The organism is Pseudomonas sp. S2_H10 (genome assembly GCF_054668285.1).
Window position 1 is genome coordinate 1504689 of record NZ_CP162754.1, and the last position, 18309, is coordinate 1522997.

An 18309-nucleotide genomic window follows, 5' to 3' on the forward strand; every position below is an offset into this window, starting at 1 on the left:
AGGCAAAGCGGATACGAGCCCTGGGCGGGCCATGGAAACAGGAGGTAAAGGCGAACTTGCCAGGAAGCCCCTTCACTCTGCGAAAGAACGCAATGATCAACATGCTCTGCTCCTTCCGGGAAATCACCGCGCCTTGCGTCGCCAAACCGCTGGCAAGCTTCAGGCGGGCGGGGCCCCCGATAACTAAGACTAAAGTTCCATAGCAAACCTTTGTCAATATTACGTCATTAAAACAGACGACTGGTGCCAAGCCTTCCAACTAGCTGTTTTTAAAAGACATATAGAAATCCGAGTGCAGGTATAGAGCGAAATGTTATTTCGGAGTGTTTCGCCGCCACCTACGCTCCTGCATAAGGGAGCAACGCAGAGATTTCGGAAGACTCGCCATCCACAGAGCGACCAGCCTGCGTGTGCATAAGCGCTTAAAGGAACTACATTTACTGTTAGCTGTTGCGCCATATGGGCAACCGGCTTTTCGAAGTGGGAGGATCACCATGCCCCAGCAGTCGAGCATCCGTTCCGAACTGGCCGACGCGCTCTTTCGCATGCGCCGCAGCTTTTACACACTGGGCGCGTTCAGTGGCGTGATAAACGTCATGATGTTGACGCCAGCTATTTATATGCTGCAGGTCTACGATCGAGCCCTGGTCAGTCGCAACGTCACGACGCTGACGATGCTGACTGTGTTGGTGGTCGGTCTGTTCCTGCTGATGTCCACGCTGGAGATGGTCCGCACCAAGGTCCTGATCCGCGTTGGCAACTGCCTCGACATGGATCTCAACCGGCGCATCTTCAACGCCGCATTCGAGCGCAACCTGAGTCGCGCCGGCGGCAATCCGGCCCAGGCCCTGCAAGATCTCTCACAGGTTCGCCAGTTCGTCACCGGCAACTCCCTGTTCGCGTTCTTCGATGCACCCTGGACGCCGATCTACCTGCTGGTCGCCTACCTGATCCACCCGTTGCTCGGGCTGCTCACGCTGGTCGGCTCGCTGATTCTGATGGGCCTGGCCTATCTCACGGAAAAGGCGACGCAGAAGCCGCTCGCCGAAGCCAACCAGGCCGCCATGTCCTCTGCCCAATACGCCAACAACAACCTGCGCAACGCCGAGGTCATCGAGGCCATGGGCATGCTGCCGTCGATCAGCAAGCGCTGGTACATGAGCCATTTGCGCATTCTGGAAATGCAGACCCTGGCCTCTGACCGCGCAGCCTTGATCAGCAGCACCGGGCGCTTCGTGCGGATCACCCTGCAATCGCTGATCCTTGGTGCCGGCGCACTGCTGGCGATCGAAGGCAAGATCACCCCGGGAATGATGATTGCCTGCTCGATCCTCACCGGCCGCGCACTGGGTCCGGTGGAACAGGTCATCGCATCGTGGAAGCAACTGTTGGGCTGCCGTTCCGCCTGGGGCCGGCTCAATGAGATGTTGACCGATTACCCGCGCCGGCCACCGAGCATGTCGCTGCAGCGGCCAATGGGCATGCTGGCGGTAGAGAATGTGTATGCAGGCGCCCCCGGCACTACCAACACAATTCTGCGCGGCGTGAGCTTCAGCCTTGTGCCCGGCGAAAGCCTTGGCATCATCGGCCCGTCCGCCTCGGGCAAATCCACCCTCGCCCGCCTGCTGGTTGGCGTCTGGCCGACGCAGGCCGGCAAGGTGCGCCTGGACGGCGCGGACATTTTCACCTGGAACAAGGGCGAACTCGGCCCCTGGCTAGGTTACCTGCCACAGGACGTGGAGCTGTTCGAAGGCAACATCGCCGACAACATTGCGCGCTTTGGCGACGTGGACAGCGAAGCGGTCATCCGCGCCGCCAAGATCACTGGCGTGCACGAGATGATCCTGCGATTCCCGCAGGGTTATGACACCCGCCTGGGCACCGATGGCAGCCCGCTTTCCGGTGGCCAGAAGCAACGCATCGCCTTGGCCCGCGCACTGTATGGCGAGCCTAATCTGATCGTGCTGGACGAACCCAACGCCAACCTCGATGACGTCGGCGAAAAGGCCCTGGTCGATGCGCTGGCCGAACTCAAGAGCCGTGGCGCCACCGTCATCCTGATTTCCCATCGTCCCAACGTACTCTGCGCCGTCGACAAGGTGCTGATGCTGCGTGACGGCGGCGTGCAGATGCTTGGCACCCGCGATGAAGTATTCGCAGCGCTGCGCAAGGCCAGTGTGATGCCTGCAGGCGCGTCGACTCCGCTGGCCTCCGTCAAAGCACGGGAGTGACCGATCATGCAATTGAGCCAACATACCGAAATGATTCCTGCCGATCCGCGCAGCGTCGTCGATCTGGACGTCGCCAGGCCCGCGCGTTGGGGCGTGTGGCTGGTGCTCGCCGGCTTCGGCGGTTTCCTCCTGTGGTCCTGGCTGGCCCCGCTGGATGCCGGCGTGGTCGCGACCGGCACGGTCAAAGTCACCAGCAATCGCAAAGCCGTACAGCACCTGAGCGGCGGCACCGTGGAGGCCATCCTTGTTCGCGAAGGCGACCTGGTGACAAAAGGACAGGAGGTGGTTCGCCTCGACTCGTTGCGTGCCGCTGCCGAAGAGGGTGCGATCAGCGCCCAGTACATCGTCAGCAAGACCGTGGAAAACCGCCTGGAAGCGGAGCGTGACGGTCGCGATGTGGTGGCCTTCGACCCCGAGCTGCTCAAGCGCTTCAAGGGCGATTACCGTCTGGAGGCCGCCATGGATCTGCAGCAGCGCCTGCTCGACACCCGTCGTGCCGGACTCGCTGGCGAAATCAGCATCCTGCAGGAGAACCTCGCGGCATCGGCAGTGCAACAAAAGGGCCTGCAGCAGGTCTATGCCGCCCGCGCCTCGCAGATCAACTTCCTCAATCAGGAACTGCAAGGCACCCGCGTGCTGTCGGCCGAAGGCTATGTGCCACGCAACCGCCTGCTCGAGCTGGAACGCAGCAACGCCGACCTCTCCGCCGGCCAGGCCGAGAACCTCAACAACATCGCCCGCATACGCAGCCAGACCACCGAGATCAAGCTGCGCATCCTGCAGCGTCAGCACGATTACCTGAAGGAAGTCGAATCGCAGCTGACGGAAACCGCCAAGGAAAACACCACATTGGCCGACCGCTTGCGCGCACTCGACTATGAAGTGACCCACACGGTGATTCGCTCGCCGATCGACGGCGTGGTCCAGGGCCTGAGCATCGCCACGGTCGGCGGGGTCATTCAACCCGGCTTCAAGATCATGGAAATCGTTCCGCTCGACCAACCGCTGCAGGTCGACGCGATGATTCCCGTGCAGGCCATCGACAAGATGGTGCCCGGGTTGCCCGTGGACATTTCCTTCCCGGCCTTCAACCATGCCAAGACACCCAACATCCCCGGCCGCGTGAAGACCATCTCCGCCGACCGCCTGATGGACGAGGAAAGCAAGCAACCGTTCTATCTGGCCCAGGTAGAAGTCACGCCCGACGGCATGAGCCTGCTGGGTACCAATCACATTCGCCCTGGCATGCCCGCCAGCGTCACCATCAAGACCGGCGAACGCAACATGATGAGCTATCTTCTTAAACCAATGCTCGAACGTGTGGACAGCTCATTCAAGGAACAATGAAATGGACCGTCATTGCCTGCTCTACTGCCTGCTCGGGCTGGCCCTGCCGGCCGATGCAATGGATCTCAAGCAAGCCTGGGATCTGTTGCAATACCAGGGCCCTATCTACCAGGCCGCCGTGCATGAAAAACAAGCCGGCGGCGAAAATCGCGCCATCGGCAAGGCTGGCCTGCTGCCGCAGATCAATGCCTCGGCCTACAACAACAAGGTCAATGGCTCGCAAAGCCAGAACAACATCGACAACGATCTGCACTACGACTCCAAGGGCGCCAACGTGCGCCTGCGCCAGCCTTTGTTCAACAAACAGAAAATGGCCGAGTACCGCCAGGGTCATCAGCGTGCCGACTACAGCAACGCAGTATTCGATGCCAAGAGCCAGGATGCTGCGGTGCGCCTGGCCGAAAGCTATTTCGATGTGCTCCTGGCCAGCGAAACCATTTCCCTGGCCAAATCCAAGCTCAGCGCCTTCGATGAACAACTCGCCTCGGCGAAACGGCGCATGGAGTTGGGGGCAGGCACCATTACCGACATCGACGAGTCGCTCGCTCGCCGCGACCTCGCCGAAGCCGAACTGATCGAAGCCCAGGACAACCTGGTCAACGCGCGCCGCAAACTTGAGGAATACATCGGCGAAACCCCTGAATCACTGACCACCTTGCGCCCGAGCTTCGATACACCACCGCTGCTGCCGAGCAACCTGCAGGACTGGCTGGTCAAGGCCCAGGCCGATAGCCCGCTGATCCATGCACGCCGTTACAGCCGCGACCTCGCCGAAGAAGAGGTCAAGCGCAACAGGGCCGGCCACTGGCCAACCCTGGATTTCATCGCTGGTTACACGGCGGGCGAAAGCCAGTCGCTCTCCGAGTTGAATCAACGCAACCACTACGGCTCGGTCGGGCTGGAAGTCAATATTCCGTTGTACAGCGGTGGCGGCGTCAGCGCACTGACGCGCCAGGCCGCCGCCAATAGCGACAAAGCCCTGGACGAACTTGACGCCGCGCGCCAGGAAGTCATCACCGGAACCACCCGTGAGTATCAAGGCATCCTGAGCGGCGCCAAACGCATTCGCGCACTGGAGAAGGCGGTAGCGTCCAACGAACGCTCTCTGGCATCGTCACGCAAGGGCTTCAAGGAAGGTGGCACCAGCACCAACTCGGATGTCCTCAATGCCGAAGAGCTGCTCTTCGTTGCGCGTCACGACCTGTTCGACGCCAAGTTGCGCTATCTGATGTCACGCCTGCGCCTGGCCTCTTCGGTGGGCAGCCTGGGCGACGACGATATCGAGCAGATCAACGAATACCTCGGCCCGGAACTGCTGGTCACCAACTAGTGTCGCACACAGACCTGTAGGAGCCGGCTTGCTGGCGATGGACTCAAGAGCTCCGCGTCCATCCAGTTCACCCGCGTTATCGTTGACGTCCATCGCGAGCAGGCTCGCTCCTACAAGGGACTGTGTGACCTCCAAACCCTGTAGGAGCCGGCTTGCCGGCGATGGACTCAAGAGCGCCGCGTTTATCCGGTTCACACGCGTTATCGTTAACGACCATCGCGAGCAAGCTCGCTCCCACAAGGGACCGCGCAATACCTGTAGGAGCCGGCTTGCCGGCTCCTACAAGAGATCGTGTGACCTCCACGCCAGTGAAAGCCAAAAAATACATCAGCGTTGAAAAGTGCCCACCCAGCCTTTGATTCCATTTATCCTCGATCCGCTTTCAAATCAAAAGCCACGCCCGTCTCCAGACTGTAAACTGTGTCCCCATGCGCAAACTCTTGTACCTGACATTCTCCATGGCATTGCTCGCCGCCCTCACGACCTACGCGATGTGGGCCGCCGACCGGCCGGTGGGTCATTACCTTTCAGACCTGCGGATCAACCTGGCTGTCGACCAGGGCACGCCTGCGGACCGTGGCAATCTGCTGGGCATTCAGCCCGAACTGTTTCCTACCGATTATCAAAGCCCCGAGCGTTTGCACCGCAAGCTCGCGGCCTATTTGCAAGCGGCCCGGGACCAGGGCTTGTTGAACGGCAAGACCGTCGTGGTATTGCCGGAACACGTCGGTACCTGGTTGATGGTCAGCGGCGAGAAGGATGAGCTGTATCAGGCCAGCTCTCTCAAGGAAGCCATGAACTGGCTGGCGGTGAGCAATCCCCTGAAGTTCGCCAGGGCGCTGATCAGCGCCGACGGCGGCAACCGCCTGGACGATGCGCACCTGCGCATGAAAGCCAAGGCGATGGCCAGGGACTACCAGGCATTGTTCGGCGGATTGGCCAGGGAATTCCACGTGACGCTGGTCGCGGGCTCCATCGTGCTGCCCGAGCCGAGCATCGTCGATGGCACCTTGAAAACAGGTCGCGGCGCGCTCTACAACAGCAGCGTGGTCTTCAACAACGACGGCCTGCCGATCGGCCAGCCCCAGCGCCAGATGCACCCCTTCTTCGCCGAACAGAGCGGGATCAAGGCGAACGCCGAGCGGTCGCTCAACGTCGTTGATACCCCCGCAGGAAGACTGGGCGTATTGATCGGCCACGACAGCTGGTACCCGGAAAACTACCTCAAGCTCAACGACCAGAATGTCCAGCTGGTTGCGGTACCGGCCTTTGTCGCCGGCCGAGGCACCTGGGAGCAGCCGTGGCGCGGCTACAGGAGCTCATCGGAGCCGGCGCAGGTCACCCTCAAGCCTGGAGAGGTCAGCGAAGGCCAGGCCTGGCAGCGCCTGAACCTCGCGACCCGGGTACCGGACAGTCAGGCAGTTGCAGGCATGAGTGTGTTCCTGCGGGGCCAGTTCTGGGATCAGGGCAGCGCCGGGCACAGTTTTCTCAGTCGCAACGGCCAGCACTTCGCCGATGGCAACGCCCAGGGTGCGCGCTTGCTGAACCTCTGGTTGTAAGCCATGAAACCGCAGCCCATGCGCCTGGGCGATCTGTCGGTGGGTTTTGTCCATAGCCTGGCCGATGCCGTGCGCAGTCATGGCATCGATCCGCAACCACTGCTCGATCAATACGGTCTCGATGCCGCGCGACTGAGCGAGGCCGGTGCCAGACTGTCGATACCGCGCTACATGCGCCTGGGTCACAGCGCCATTCAACTGACCGACAACCCGGCCCTGGGCTTGCGCATGGGTCAGCTCAGTCGCCTGAGCCAGATCGGCCTCGCAGGCGTCACCGCCGCCCAGGCACCGACAGTCCGAGAGGCCGCGCGCTGTCTGATTAGATTCGAAGCCTTGTATGGCTCGAACTATCGCGGTCAATCCAGCTTTCACGAAGACGCCCGGGGCGCGTGGCTGCGTTTCTATTCGATCAGCCCCTACAACGCCTACAACCGCTTCGTGGTGGACTCGATCGTCGCCGGCTGGCTGCAGCAGTTATCCAGTGTCAGCCCTGTCCCGCTGCGCGCCGAACGTATCGAGATCGAATTCGAAGAACCCGGTTACCGCTCGGCCTATGATGTTTTGGGGGACTGTCCGATTCAGTTTGGTAGCGAACGCAATCAACTGCGCTTGAGCCTGGCCAGTCTTGCCCAGCGCAACGCCGAGCATTGCCCGAGCACCTGGCGGCATTTGCTGCAACTGTGTGAGCAGGAGCTGGAACGACTGACACGCACCCGCAGCCTGCGTGAGCGGATCATTGCGCTGCTGGGACCCTTGCTCAACGGTGGCCGGGAGCCCGACCTGCAAGAGGTGGCGGCGCGCCTGAAGCTGCCGACCTGGACCTTGCGCCGCCGGCTCGTCGAAGAAGGCACGCAATTTCGTGCGATTCTCAACGACACCCGACGCGACCTGGCCATGACGTACATACGCGACACGGAACTGGCGTTCGGAGAGATCGCCTACCTGCTGGGCTTTGCCTCAGCCGAGGCGTTTCAACGCGCATTCAAACGCTGGAACGGGCAGACACCCGGCGAATTTCGCCGCAGCCATCGCCAATCCGCCTGACGCTCAAAGCTCGGTGGCGTCTTCCGCAGGCTCCAGTGGGTCCAGTTCGAACGCCTGATACTCGAGCAGCTCTTCTTGATAATCGTCCATTTTTGAATCCCCCAACCCGTCTTGAAAAAACGCCTGAATAAATGACCTGTCCCCTGAGAATAAAGTGCCCGTGTGAAAGAAAAATGACGCGGGCACGACACTCCGTCGCTACTGAATAAAACGTAGCAGCTGGTCAGGAATTTATCATCGGTTTTTTTTGCGGGAAACCGCAGAACAGCGGACTTGCCTGATGCAGGTCAATCAGTGGGGCGCTCGCAGGATCGGCTCATCCGATCCTGTGCTGTCGCCTTCACTGGCCGGAGACAGGCATCGCCGGAATGGGTTCGCTCGGCGGCGGCAAGTCACTCGGGTTCGACGGTGGCGTGATGATCTCCGAGGACTGTGCAGGCTCTGCACTCTCGGCCGGAGTGATCGGCGCCGCTTCGGGCGGTGGGGCAAGCGGTTCGGAGGCCGCAGGTGCTACTTCAACAGGTGCAGGCGCAACCACAGCGGCAGCAGGCTCCGAGGTGGGTGCCGCTACGGGGGCAGGCGCGAGCGGTGCCGGTGCCGCCTTGACTTCAGGCATGCCCAGGTCGGTTTTCGGTTTTTCGGTGATGTGCGCGGCCTTTTTCGCTTCCGGCGGCAGGAACAGCTCGACCAGTGCGAAGAAACGCTCGTAGAACTTGGCCGACGATACAGTCTCGCTGGCGACCTTGACCATCGAATCGTCCGATGAACCGATCGGCATCGACACCGAGCCCAGCACACCCACACCGAGACTGGCGGAGTTGTTGGTTTTCTTCAGCGCATAACGATCCTGCAGGGCGTTGGCAAACACGGTTGCGTGATGCCCTTCGCTGCCGTCATCGGCACAGACCACACTGAAGCTGATCTCCATGTGGTTTTCCCCGGTTTGCTGGAAGCTCTTGTGACCGCTGACCAGCTTCGAATCGTTGCTGGTGATGATGTAGCCCTGGCTGAGCAGGGCGCGACGGACGGCTTCACAACTCTGGGCATCGGTGACCGGATAGTTGCGCGAGAAGGTGCCGGAATCGTCGAAGTTCTCATGCTCGTAGATGGCGCTTTTGTTCGATGAACAACCAGCCGCGATGGCGAGCACGGCTGCCATCCCGACAACCCGCATGGGAAGTGATTTAAACATTGAACATCCTGAGGAAAACGGTTCGGGGCATATTGTGCAACAGATCGATGCTTAGCGGAGCATCGATTGTGTCTTAAAACGGTTACAGGCTGATTGACCCCGGTTTTGCGCAAAAGTCACCGCGGCTAATGACGTACGGCCAAACAAAAAGACCCCGGCGTTTCGGCCGGGGTCTCCTGTGCAGCGTCAAACCTGGTCAGGCATCAGAACTTCTTGATGTCCGCCTGGCTTTCCAGCTGTTTGCGATACGCCGCAAAGTCTTGCTGGCCGATGCGCGAAGCGAGGTAGCGACGATACTGCGCTTTCTCTTCGTCAGTCGGTGCCGCAGCTTCGTTCACGCCATTGAGACGCACGATCATCAGGCTGCCATCCGCCAGCGTGACGCTGGTGAAGGTCGGCTTGTCCTTGGCCGCAGGCTTGGCCATGCGGAACAGCGCTTGCAGCACGGCTGGGTCACCCCCTTCCTGAGCGCGGGTCGCCGCTTCGGTGACTTTCCAGGCCTGACCGTCGACCGCCTGATCCAGCGGGGTCTTGCCATCGCGCAGGCCAGCGATCAGGGCTTCAGCCTTGGTCTTGGCTTCGGCGCTGGCGTGTTCCTTGGCCAGTTGCGCACGGATCGGGCCATCAACGCTTTCCAGCGGCAGTTGCGAAGGCTTCAGGTGCTCCTTGGCACGCAACACGACCACGGTTTCCGGATCGAGCTCGATGGCGGTGCTGTTGGCACCCTCATCCAGCACTTCAGGGCTGAACGCGGCAGTGATCACGGCACGATTGGCTGCAATACCCTCGCCACCTTCACGGCCGAACGGCTTGGACGTCTGCACGGTCAGTTTCAGGTCCTGCGCCGGCTGAGCCAGATCGGACGCTTCGAACGACGCGTCTTCCAGTTGCTTGCTCGCCTCGACGAAACGCTGCTCGACCTGCTGGGTTTTCAGAGCACGGGTCAGCTTGTCTTTCAGGCTGGCGAAGGTTGGCACTTCAGGTGCTTCCACACCCAACAGCTTGATCAGGTGGAAACCGAAATCAGTGCGAACCGGTGCGGATACCTGATCCTTGGTCAACGCATACAGGGCTTTTTCGAACGCCGGGTCGTAGACGCCAGGACCGGCATAACCGAGGTCGCCGCCGTTGTTCGCCGAACCCGGATCCTGGGAGAACTCCTTGGCCAGCGCCTCGAACTGCTCACCCTTGGCCAGACGGGCCTGGATCTCGTCAATCTTCGCCTTGGCCTGCGCCTCGGTGGTCTTGTCGTTCACTTCAATCAGAATGTGCGCAGCCCGGCGTTGCTCGGACAGGTTCGCGATTTCTTTCTGATAGGCCGCTTGCAGGTCTTCGTCGTTGACGCTGACCTGATCGAAGAAGGAAGCCTTCTTCAGCTCGAGGTAATCGATGACCACCTGGTCCGGGGTCATGAACTCCTTGGCGTGTTCGTCGTAATAGGCTTTGACCTCTTCGTCGGTCAGCTTCACAGCCGCCGGGTCAGCCTTGATGTTCAGCGAGGCGAAATCGCGGGTCTGTTTTTCCAGACGGGCAAATGCCAGCACTTGCGCATCGGTCACGAAACCGCTGCCCGCCAGGCCGGCGCGCAGCTGACCGATCAGCATTTCCTGGGCCAGCATCTGGCGGAATTGCATGCGGCTATAGCCGAGTTGGCGAATCACTTGGTCGAAACGCTCGGGGCTGAACTTGCCGTCAACCTGAAACTCTGGTGTTTGCAGGATGACCTGATCAAGTGCCGCTTCGGAAAAAGCGAATTTCGATTGTTCTGCGCCTTGCAGCAGCAGCTTGCGATCGATCAGGCCCTTGAGAGCCGATTCGCGCAACATTTTCTCGTCCAGCAAGGAAGCATCGAAATCCTTGCCCAGCTGTTGCATGAGCTGGCGGCGTTGCATATCGACCGCCTGGCTCAGCTCGTTCTGGCTGATTTCTTCACCATTGACCTTCGCCGCGTCATTCTTGTGCGTCGTGGCCTGAAAAATGGCGTCGAAACCGGTCAAGGCCATCAGTGCAACGATGACCCCGATAATAGTCTTGGCAATCCAGCCTTGTGAATTGTCCCTGATATTCTGCAGCATGCGTCCCCCAGAAACGGTTGAACTTCAAAATTAGGCAACCGTGGAGCGTGGGTAGAATCCGGATAGAAGAAAGGCGCATCCGAGGATGCGCCTTCTCGTAACTGGCGGAGCGGATCGAGGGCTCGAACTGGCGACCCTCGGTGTCTTGAACCGGCGACCTGCAGTCAGGACTGCCGCTCCGCTGCCAAGTCAGGCATGACCCCGACCCGGATGGGTAAAAACCTGAATCGAACTTAGTTGACAGCTTCTTTCAGTGCTTTACCGGCTTTGAAACCTGGTTTTTTGGCTGCTGCGATTTCCAGCGTCTTACCGGTCTGTGGGTTACGACCAATGCGAGCTGGACGATCGGTGACGGAGAAAGTACCGAAACCAACCAGAACAACAGAGTCGCCAGCCTTGAGAGCGCCAGTGACGGATTCGATTACAGCGTCCAGCGCACGGCCAGCAGCAGCTTTCGGGATATCAGCGGATGCAGCGATAGCATCAATCAGTTCCGACTTGTTCACTCTAAGTCCCCTTATATCTATTTGAGTATGATTCTAAGTTTTTTTGGTTAAAGCAAAAACGAGTGCTGAATGGCCTACAGACACTTAAGAGCCGCTTTATAACAAGGGCTCTAAAAAACTGTCAAGGAAGCCCCCCAGGCAAATACGTACTAATGCGTGCTAATTCTTTCCTTAGAATCCGCGTCGCGTTTCTCATCCTTCGCGACTATCTCCGGAGCCACGTCCGGCAAGGGCTCCGGCGCGTATTGCAACGCAATTTGCAGGACCTCGTCAATCCATTTAACCGGTTTAATCTGTAGATCCTGCTTGATATTGTCCGGAATCTCTTTGAGATCGCGCACATTCTCTTCAGGAATGATCACCGTCTTGATTCCGCCACGGTGGGCAGCCAGCAGTTTTTCTTTCAAACCGCCAATCGCCAGCACCTGGCCACGCAAAGTGATTTCGCCGGTCATGGCAACATCCGCGCGCACCGGAATGCCGGTCAAGGCCGAAACAAGGGCCGTGCACATGCCTACACCCGCGCTGGGGCCGTCTTTCGGGGTCGCCCCTTCTGGCATATGGATATGCGTGTCGCGCTTCTCATGGAAGTCCAGGGGAATCCCCAGGCTCTTCGCCCGGCTACGAACGACGGTCAAGGCTGCGGTGATCGACTCGACCATCACATCACCCAGGGAACCGGTCTTGATCAACTGGCCCTTGCCCGGCACCACAGCGGCTTCGATGGTCAGCAGTTCGCCGCCCACCTGAGTCCACGCCAGCCCGGTCACCTGACCGATCTGATCCTGCTGCTCGGCCAGGCCGTAACGGAATTTACGCACGCCGAGGTAATGTTCCAGATCGTCGACAGTGACCTTCACCGAGAAGCGTTTTTCCAGCGCATGCTCTTTAACCGCCTTGCGGCAAACCTTGGCAATCTGGCGTTCCAGCCCACGCACACCGGCTTCGCGGGTGTAGTAACGGATGATATCGCGGATCGCTTCGGCGTCGAATTCCAGCTCGCCTTTCTTCAAACCGTTGGCAGTGATCTGCTTCGGCGAAAGGTACTTGACGGCGATGTTGATCTTTTCGTCTTCGGTGTAGCCCGGCAGGCGAATCACTTCCATCCGGTCCAGCAATGCCGGCGGGATGTTCATCGAGTTCGAGGTGCACAGGAACATCACATCGGACAGGTCGTAATCGACTTCCAGATAGTGATCGTTGAAGTTGTGGTTCTGCTCCGGATCGAGCACTTCCAGCAACGCCGATGCCGGATCGCCACGCATGTCGCTGCCCATTTTGTCGATTTCATCGAGCAGGAACAGCGGGTTGCGGACACCCACTTTTGTCATCTTTTGAATCAATCTTCCTGGCATCGAACCGATGTAAGTACGGCGATGACCACGAATTTCCGCTTCATCACGCACGCCGCCGAGGGCCATGCGCACGAATTTGCGGTTGGTGGCGTGCGCGATCGACTCCGCCAGGGAGGTCTTGCCCACCCCTGGAGGACCGACCAGGCACAACACCGGACCACGAATCTTCTTCACGCGTTTTTGCACGGCGAGGTATTCAAGGATGCGTTCCTTGACCTCTTCGAGGCCGTAGTGATCGGCATCAAGAATGTCTTCGGCACGCGCCAGATCCAGGCGCACCTTGCTCTGGGCCTTCCACGGCACCTGAACCAGCCAGTCGATGTACGAACGCACCACGGTCGCTTCGGCAGACATCGGCGACATTTGCTTGAGCTTGTTCAGCTCGGCCGTGGCCTTGGCCAGCGCGTCTTTCGGCAGGCCGGCGGCATCGATACGCTTTTTCAGCTCTTCGACTTCGTTGTGACCCTCGTCGCTGTCGCCGAGCTCTTTCTGAATGGCCTTCATCTGCTCGTTCAGGTAGTACTCGCGCTGACTGCGCTCCATTTGCTTTTTGACGCGACCGCGAATGCGTTTTTCGACTTGCAGCAGATCGATCTCGGCATCCAGCAACGCCAGAACGTGCTCGACCCGGGCCGACAAATCGATGATTTCGAGGATTTCCTGCTTCTGCTCGATCTTCAGCGCCATGTGCGCGGCCATGGTATCCACCAGGCGGCCTGGCTCGTCGATGCTGTTGAGCGACGACAGGACTTCAGCCGGGACTTTCTTGCCCAACTGCACATATTGCTCGAACTGGGACAGTAGGCTGCGCACGAACACTTCCGACTCGCGCTCTGGTGCGTCCACTTCGTCGATCAGGGAGACTTCGGCACGGCAGTGGCCGTCCACTTCAATGAAGCGCTCGACGGCGCCGCGCTGCTCGCCCTCGACCAGAACCTTGACGGTGCCGTCAGGCAGCTTCAGCAGCTGCAGAACGGTGGCAATCGTACCAACGCGATACAGGGCATCTTCGCCGGGATCGTCGTCAGCCGGGTTTCTCTGGGCCAGCAGAAGAATCTGCTTGTCACCCGTCATCGCAGCCTCGAGGGCTTCGATGGATTTCTCGCGCCCCACGAACAGCGGGATAACCATGTGCGGATAAACCACGACATCACGCAATGGCAGGAGAGGCAATTCGATGGTTGTCTTCATGATTTCGCCTCTACGGCGGCCATAAGGCCGTAAACAGATGGAAGTAAGCTTGAAACCAAGATGGGGGCTGCCTTGAAAAAAAACAAGCGCAAAGACAGGGTTAAAACACACGAAAAGAAAAGGGGCCCGAAGGCCCCTTCTTTGTTCAAGCTGCGTGACGCTTAGGCGTCTGGCGCGGCCTTGGCGGTCGGCTCACTGTTTTCGTAGATATACAGTGGCTTGGACTTGCCTTCTATCACGCTTTCATCGATCACTACTTTGCTCACCTCCGATTGCGAGGGGATTTCATACATAGTGTCGAGCAATACACCTTCGAGAATCGAACGCAGGCCACGGGCACCGGTTTTACGCTCCAGGGCACGCTTGGCGACCGATTTCAGAGCGTCGGAACGGAATTCCAGATCAACGCCTTCCATCTCGAACAGCTTGGCATACTGCTTGGTCAGGGCATTTTTCGGCTCGGTGAGGATCTGCATCAACGCAGCCTCGTCAAGCTCGTCCAGCGTCGCAAGTACCGGCAGACGACCGACGAATTCCGGGATCAGACCGAACTTGACCAGATCGTCAGGCTCGACTTCACGCAGGGATTCACCGACTTTCTTGCCTTCTTCCTTGCTGCGCACTTCCGCGTTGAAACCGATGCCGCCCTTGGTGGAACGGTTTTGAATAACCTTTTCCAGACCGGAGAACGCACCACCGCAGATGAACAGGATGTTACGGGTGTCGACCTGCAGGAATTCCTGCTGCGGATGCTTGCGACCACCTTGAGGCGGAACGGAAGCGACCGTGCCTTCGATCAACTTGAGCAGGGCTTGCTGCACGCCCTCACCGGAAACATCCCGGGTGATCGACGGGTTGTCGGACTTGCGCGAAATCTTGTCGATTTCATCGATGTAGACAATGCCCATCTGGGCCTTTTCCACGTCGTAATCGCATTTCTGCAGCAGCTTCTGAATGATGTTCTCGACATCCTCACCCACGTAACCCGCCTCGGTGAGGGTGGTTGCGTCAGCGATGGTGAACGGAACGTTCAGCAAGCGGGCCAGTGTTTCGGCAAGCAGGGTTTTACCCGAGCCTGTCGGGCCGATCAGCAGGATGTTGCTCTTGCCGAGTTCGACGTCGTCATTCTTTTTGTCGCGCTGGTTCAGACGTTTGTAGTGGTTGTACACCGCTACGGCCAGAACCTTTTTCGCACGCTCCTGACCAATCACATACTGATCAAGGATGCCGCTGATTTCTTTAGGCGAAGGCAATTTATGCGCGCTGCTCTCGGCCTGTGCTTCCTGCACCTCCTCGCGGATGATGTCATTGCACAGGTCGACGCACTCGTCGCAGATAAAGACCGAGGGGCCGGCAATCAATTTGCGCACTTCATGCTGGCTTTTGCCACAGAAGGAGCAATAGAGCAGCTTGCCGTTGTCCTCGCCGTTGCGGGTGTCAGTCATTCGTTCGATCCAAATCCGATAGGCTTGCAACACAAGATGAAGGCTATTGCGGGCTTTTTCAAGCCCGCAGGTGTCGGACGCGCCGACCAACCCTATTTTGAGCTGCTTATTTTACGCAGGGCGCTGACTGATCACTTCGTCGATCAAGCCGTACTCGCGCGCAGCCTCTGCACTCATGAAGTTGTCGCGGTTGGTATCGCGCTCGATTTCTTCAAGGGTGCGCCCGCTGTGCTTGGCCATCAACGTGTTGAGGCGCTCACGAATGAAGAGGATTTCCTTGGCGTGGATTTCGATATCCGACGCCTGGCCCTGGAAACCGCCCAGTGGCTGGTGAATCATCACTCGCGAGTTTGGCAGGCAGTAACGCTTGCCCTGGGCACCGGCCGTCAGCAGGAATGCGCCCATGCTGCACGCCTGACCGATACAGGTGGTCGATACGTTGGGCTTGATGAACTGCATGGTGTCGTAGATCGACATGCCCGCCGTCACCGAACCGCCTGGGGAGTTGATATAGAGATGGATGTCCTTGTCCGGGTTTTCCGCTTCAAGGAACAGCAGTTGCGCACAGATCAGGTTGGCCATGTAGTCCTCTACCGGGCCAACCAGAAAGATCACTCGCTCCTTGAGCAGGCGCGAGTAGATGTCGTAGGCGCGCTCGCCACGAGCGGACTGCTCGACAACCATCGGGACCAGGCCGCCTGCGGCCTGGATATCAGAGTTCTGCTGAATATAGGAATTACGGAACATGCTCTGCAGTCACTCCCAAATAGTTATGTCTTGAATACGCATAAGCCAGCTCGAGAGCTGGCTTATGGTGTGTGCTTCTTACCGCAAAAGTGATCAGTCGGCTTGTGGTGCTTCTACCGGCTTGACCGCTTCTTCGTAAGAGACCGATTTGTCGGTCACGCTAGCTTTCTGCAGAACAGTATCCACAACTTGCTCTTCCAGCACAACCGAACGAACTTCGTTCAGTTGCTGGTCGTTTTTGTAGTACCAGGACACAACTTGCTCAGGCTCCTGGTAGGCCGAAGCCATTTCCTGAATCATCTCGCGAACGCGGGTTTCGTCAGGCTTGAGGTCGAACTGCTTGACCACTTCAGCCACGATCAGGCCCAGCACTACGCGACGCTTGGCTTGTTCTTCGAACAGCTCGGCCGGCAGTTGGTCAGGCTTGATGTTGCCGCCGAACTGCTGAACAGCCTGCACGCGCAGACGGTCAACTTCGTTGGACAGCAGAGCCTTTGGCACTTCGATCGGGTTGGTGGCCAGCAGACCGTCCATTACCTGATTCTTGACCTTGGATTTGATCGCCTGACGCAGCTCGCGCTCCATGTTCTTGCGAACTTCGGTGCGGAAGCCTTCCAGACCGGTTTCCTTGATGCCGAATTGAGCGAAGAATTCTTCAGTCAGTTCTGGCAGCTTTGGCTCGGAAACAGTGTTGACGGTCACGGTGAACTCGGCGGTTTTGCCAGCCAGGTCCAGGTTCTGATAGTCCTCTGGGAAGGTCAGGTTCAGAACGCGTTCTTCACCGGCCTTGGCGCCAACCAGGCCATCTTCGAAACCAGGGATCATGCGACCGGAACCCAGAACCAGCTGGGTGCCCTTGGCGGAACCACCAGCGAACACTTCACCGTCGACCTTGCCGACGAAATCGATGTTCAGCTGGTCTTCGTTCTGGGCAGCGCGATCAGCCACTTCGAAACGGGTGTTCTGCTTGCGCAGGATGTCCAGCATCTTGTCCAGATCGGCGTCAGTCACGTCGGCGCTCAGACGCTCGACGGTAATGCCTTCGAAACCGGCAACGGTGAACTCAGGGAACACTTCGAATACGGCTACGTATTCCAGGTCCTTGCCAGCTTCCAGGGATTTTGGCTCGATCGAAGGCTGACCAGCCGGGTTCAGCTTCTGCTCAACCACAGCTTCGTAGAAGGAAGACTGGATCACGTCGCCTACAGCTTCCTGGCGAGCGTCGGCACCGAAACGGCGCTTGATTTCGCTCATTGGCACTTTGCCTGGACGGAAGCCAGCAATCTTGGCCTTTTGGGCGGTCTGCTGCAGACGCTTGTTGACCTGGCTCTCGATGCGCTCAGCCGGCACGGTGACGCTCATGCGGCGCTCAAGAGCAGTAGTATTTTCAACAGAAACTTGCATGGATATTCCTCGTTGCACAGACGTTAGCCGGCCGTTTCCGACCCCAGAATCAAGGGCATGCATTCTAGTGGGTCAAACTCAAGAAGTCACCCTACTGAAAACGGGTAAAAAAACAGCAGGCAATTTATAGGTGCGAATGCACGAATGCACCTCGCCCCGATGGCAAATACAACCAATCACGCCAGGGCTCTGCGCCGACCTTTCTCTATATGGAAGAGGTCGCCAATCATCTCCCCGACAGCCGTTCTCGCACGCAAGACCGGCGGACAGGGCAGCATCATCGAGAAACATAAATACGACGAAACGCCCTGCCCCTGCGACCCGCAACCGGCGGCCGCCGAAACAAAAAAGGCGCCAGACTTTTCAATCTGGCGCCTTTCGAAATATGGGGTGGACGATGGGGATCGAACCCACGACAACGGGAGTCACAATCCCGTGCTCTACCAACTGAGCTACGCCCACCATATTGCCTGTTAAAGAAGCCAAACAACTTCTTTATCAAGCTTCAGCCAGGCCAAGGACCTGAGTGAAGCTTTAATTGGTGCGGATGAAGAGACTCGAACTCTTACGCCTCGCGGCGCTGGAACCTAAATCCAGTGTGTCTACCAATTCCACCACATCCGCGGGTGAAGCCTTTAAAGCAAAGGCGCCAGACTGTTAATCTGGCGCCTTTCGAAATATGGGGTGGACGATGGGGATCGAACCCACGACAACGGGAGTCACAATCCCGTGCTCTACCAACTGAGCTACGCCCACCATATCGCGTTACTTGTGCCAAAGCTGCCTAATGGCGCACCCGGCAGGACTCGAACCTGCGACCATCCGCTTAGAAGGCGGATGCTCTATCCAGCTGAGCTACGGGCGCCTTGTTAGCTGTACCCTT

The 18309-nt window shown here is 58.7% G+C and carries 13 protein-coding genes and 4 tRNA genes; 5 read left to right on the plus strand and 12 right to left on the minus strand.

Annotation, left to right across the window (positions count from 1 at the left end; translation table 11 throughout):
* Positions 1–494 precede the first annotated feature (494 nt).
* From AB4O16_RS06590 to AB4O16_RS06610, 5 genes are all read left to right on the plus strand, one after another.
* A complete protein-coding gene (locus AB4O16_RS06590; protein ID WP_160385815.1) occupies positions 495–2231 on the plus strand; it encodes a type I secretion system permease/ATPase in 1737 nt (578 codons plus the stop codon).
* Between the two features lie 6 nt (positions 2232–2237).
* The gene (locus tag AB4O16_RS06595) at positions 2238–3578 is read left to right on the plus strand and encodes an HlyD family type I secretion periplasmic adaptor subunit (protein ID WP_160385814.1); all 1341 of its coding nucleotides are present in this window, start codon (positions 2238–2240) and stop codon (positions 3576–3578) included.
* 1 nt (position 3579) lies between these two features.
* Positions 3580–4908 carry a TolC family outer membrane protein gene (locus tag AB4O16_RS06600; RefSeq protein WP_460157343.1) on the plus strand — a complete coding sequence of 443 codons (1329 nt, stop codon included), beginning with the start codon at positions 3580–3582 and terminating at the stop codon, positions 4906–4908.
* A gap of 428 nt (positions 4909–5336) precedes the next feature.
* Positions 5337–6467, plus strand: a complete 1131-nt coding sequence (locus AB4O16_RS06605; protein ID WP_160385812.1) for a carbon-nitrogen hydrolase family protein — start codon at positions 5337–5339, stop codon at positions 6465–6467.
* 3 nt (positions 6468–6470) lie between these two features.
* Positions 6471–7511: an AraC family transcriptional regulator gene (locus AB4O16_RS06610; protein ID WP_160385811.1), complete on the plus strand. Its 1041-nt coding sequence runs from the start codon at positions 6471–6473 to the stop codon at positions 7509–7511.
* Positions 7512–7514: 3 nt separating this feature from the next.
* Here the strand turns inward: AB4O16_RS06610 and AB4O16_RS06615 are convergent, their stop codons facing one another.
* The 12 genes from AB4O16_RS06615 to AB4O16_RS06670 form a co-directional block, all read right to left on the minus strand.
* Complete coding sequence (locus AB4O16_RS06615; protein ID WP_178120525.1) at positions 7515–7697, minus strand: hypothetical protein; 183 nt, start codon at positions 7695–7697, stop codon at positions 7515–7517.
* 154 nt (positions 7698–7851) lie between these two features.
* Positions 7852–8703 carry a DUF2242 domain-containing protein gene (locus AB4O16_RS06620; protein ID WP_160385810.1) on the minus strand — a complete coding sequence of 284 codons (852 nt, stop codon included), beginning with the start codon at positions 8701–8703 and terminating at the stop codon, positions 7852–7854.
* A gap of 203 nt (positions 8704–8906) precedes the next feature.
* Positions 8907–10778 (minus strand): SurA N-terminal domain-containing protein, encoded by a 1872-nt coding sequence (locus tag AB4O16_RS06625; protein WP_460157344.1) that lies wholly within the window; start codon positions 10776–10778, stop codon positions 8907–8909.
* A gap of 233 nt (positions 10779–11011) precedes the next feature.
* Entirely contained in the window at positions 11012–11284 is a 273-nt protein-coding gene (locus AB4O16_RS06630) for an HU family DNA-binding protein (protein WP_002552737.1), read from the minus strand.
* 149 nt (positions 11285–11433) lie between these two features.
* A complete protein-coding gene (gene lon / locus AB4O16_RS06635) occupies positions 11434–13830 on the minus strand; it encodes an endopeptidase La (RefSeq protein WP_150715926.1) in 2397 nt (798 codons plus the stop codon).
* A gap of 161 nt (positions 13831–13991) precedes the next feature.
* Positions 13992–15275, minus strand: coding sequence for an ATP-dependent Clp protease ATP-binding subunit ClpX (gene clpX, locus AB4O16_RS06640; RefSeq protein WP_007982210.1), 1284 nt, complete (start codon positions 15273–15275; stop codon positions 13992–13994).
* Positions 15276–15386: 111 nt separating this feature from the next.
* A complete protein-coding gene (clpP, locus tag AB4O16_RS06645) occupies positions 15387–16022 on the minus strand; it encodes an ATP-dependent Clp endopeptidase proteolytic subunit ClpP (RefSeq protein ID WP_007970761.1) in 636 nt (211 codons plus the stop codon).
* Positions 16023–16115: 93 nt separating this feature from the next.
* Positions 16116–17426: a trigger factor gene (gene tig, locus AB4O16_RS06650; protein WP_460157345.1), complete on the minus strand. Its 1311-nt coding sequence runs from the start codon at positions 17424–17426 to the stop codon at positions 16116–16118.
* A gap of 386 nt (positions 17427–17812) precedes the next feature.
* Positions 17813–17888: transfer RNA gene (locus AB4O16_RS06655), tRNA-His, on the minus strand.
* Between the two features lie 77 nt (positions 17889–17965).
* Positions 17966–18050 (minus strand) — tRNA-Leu (locus AB4O16_RS06660).
* A 56-nt stretch (positions 18051–18106) separates the two neighbouring features.
* Positions 18107–18182: transfer RNA gene (locus AB4O16_RS06665), tRNA-His, on the minus strand.
* A gap of 32 nt (positions 18183–18214) precedes the next feature.
* Positions 18215–18291: transfer RNA gene (locus AB4O16_RS06670), tRNA-Arg, on the minus strand.
* Positions 18292–18309: the final 18 nt, after the last annotated feature.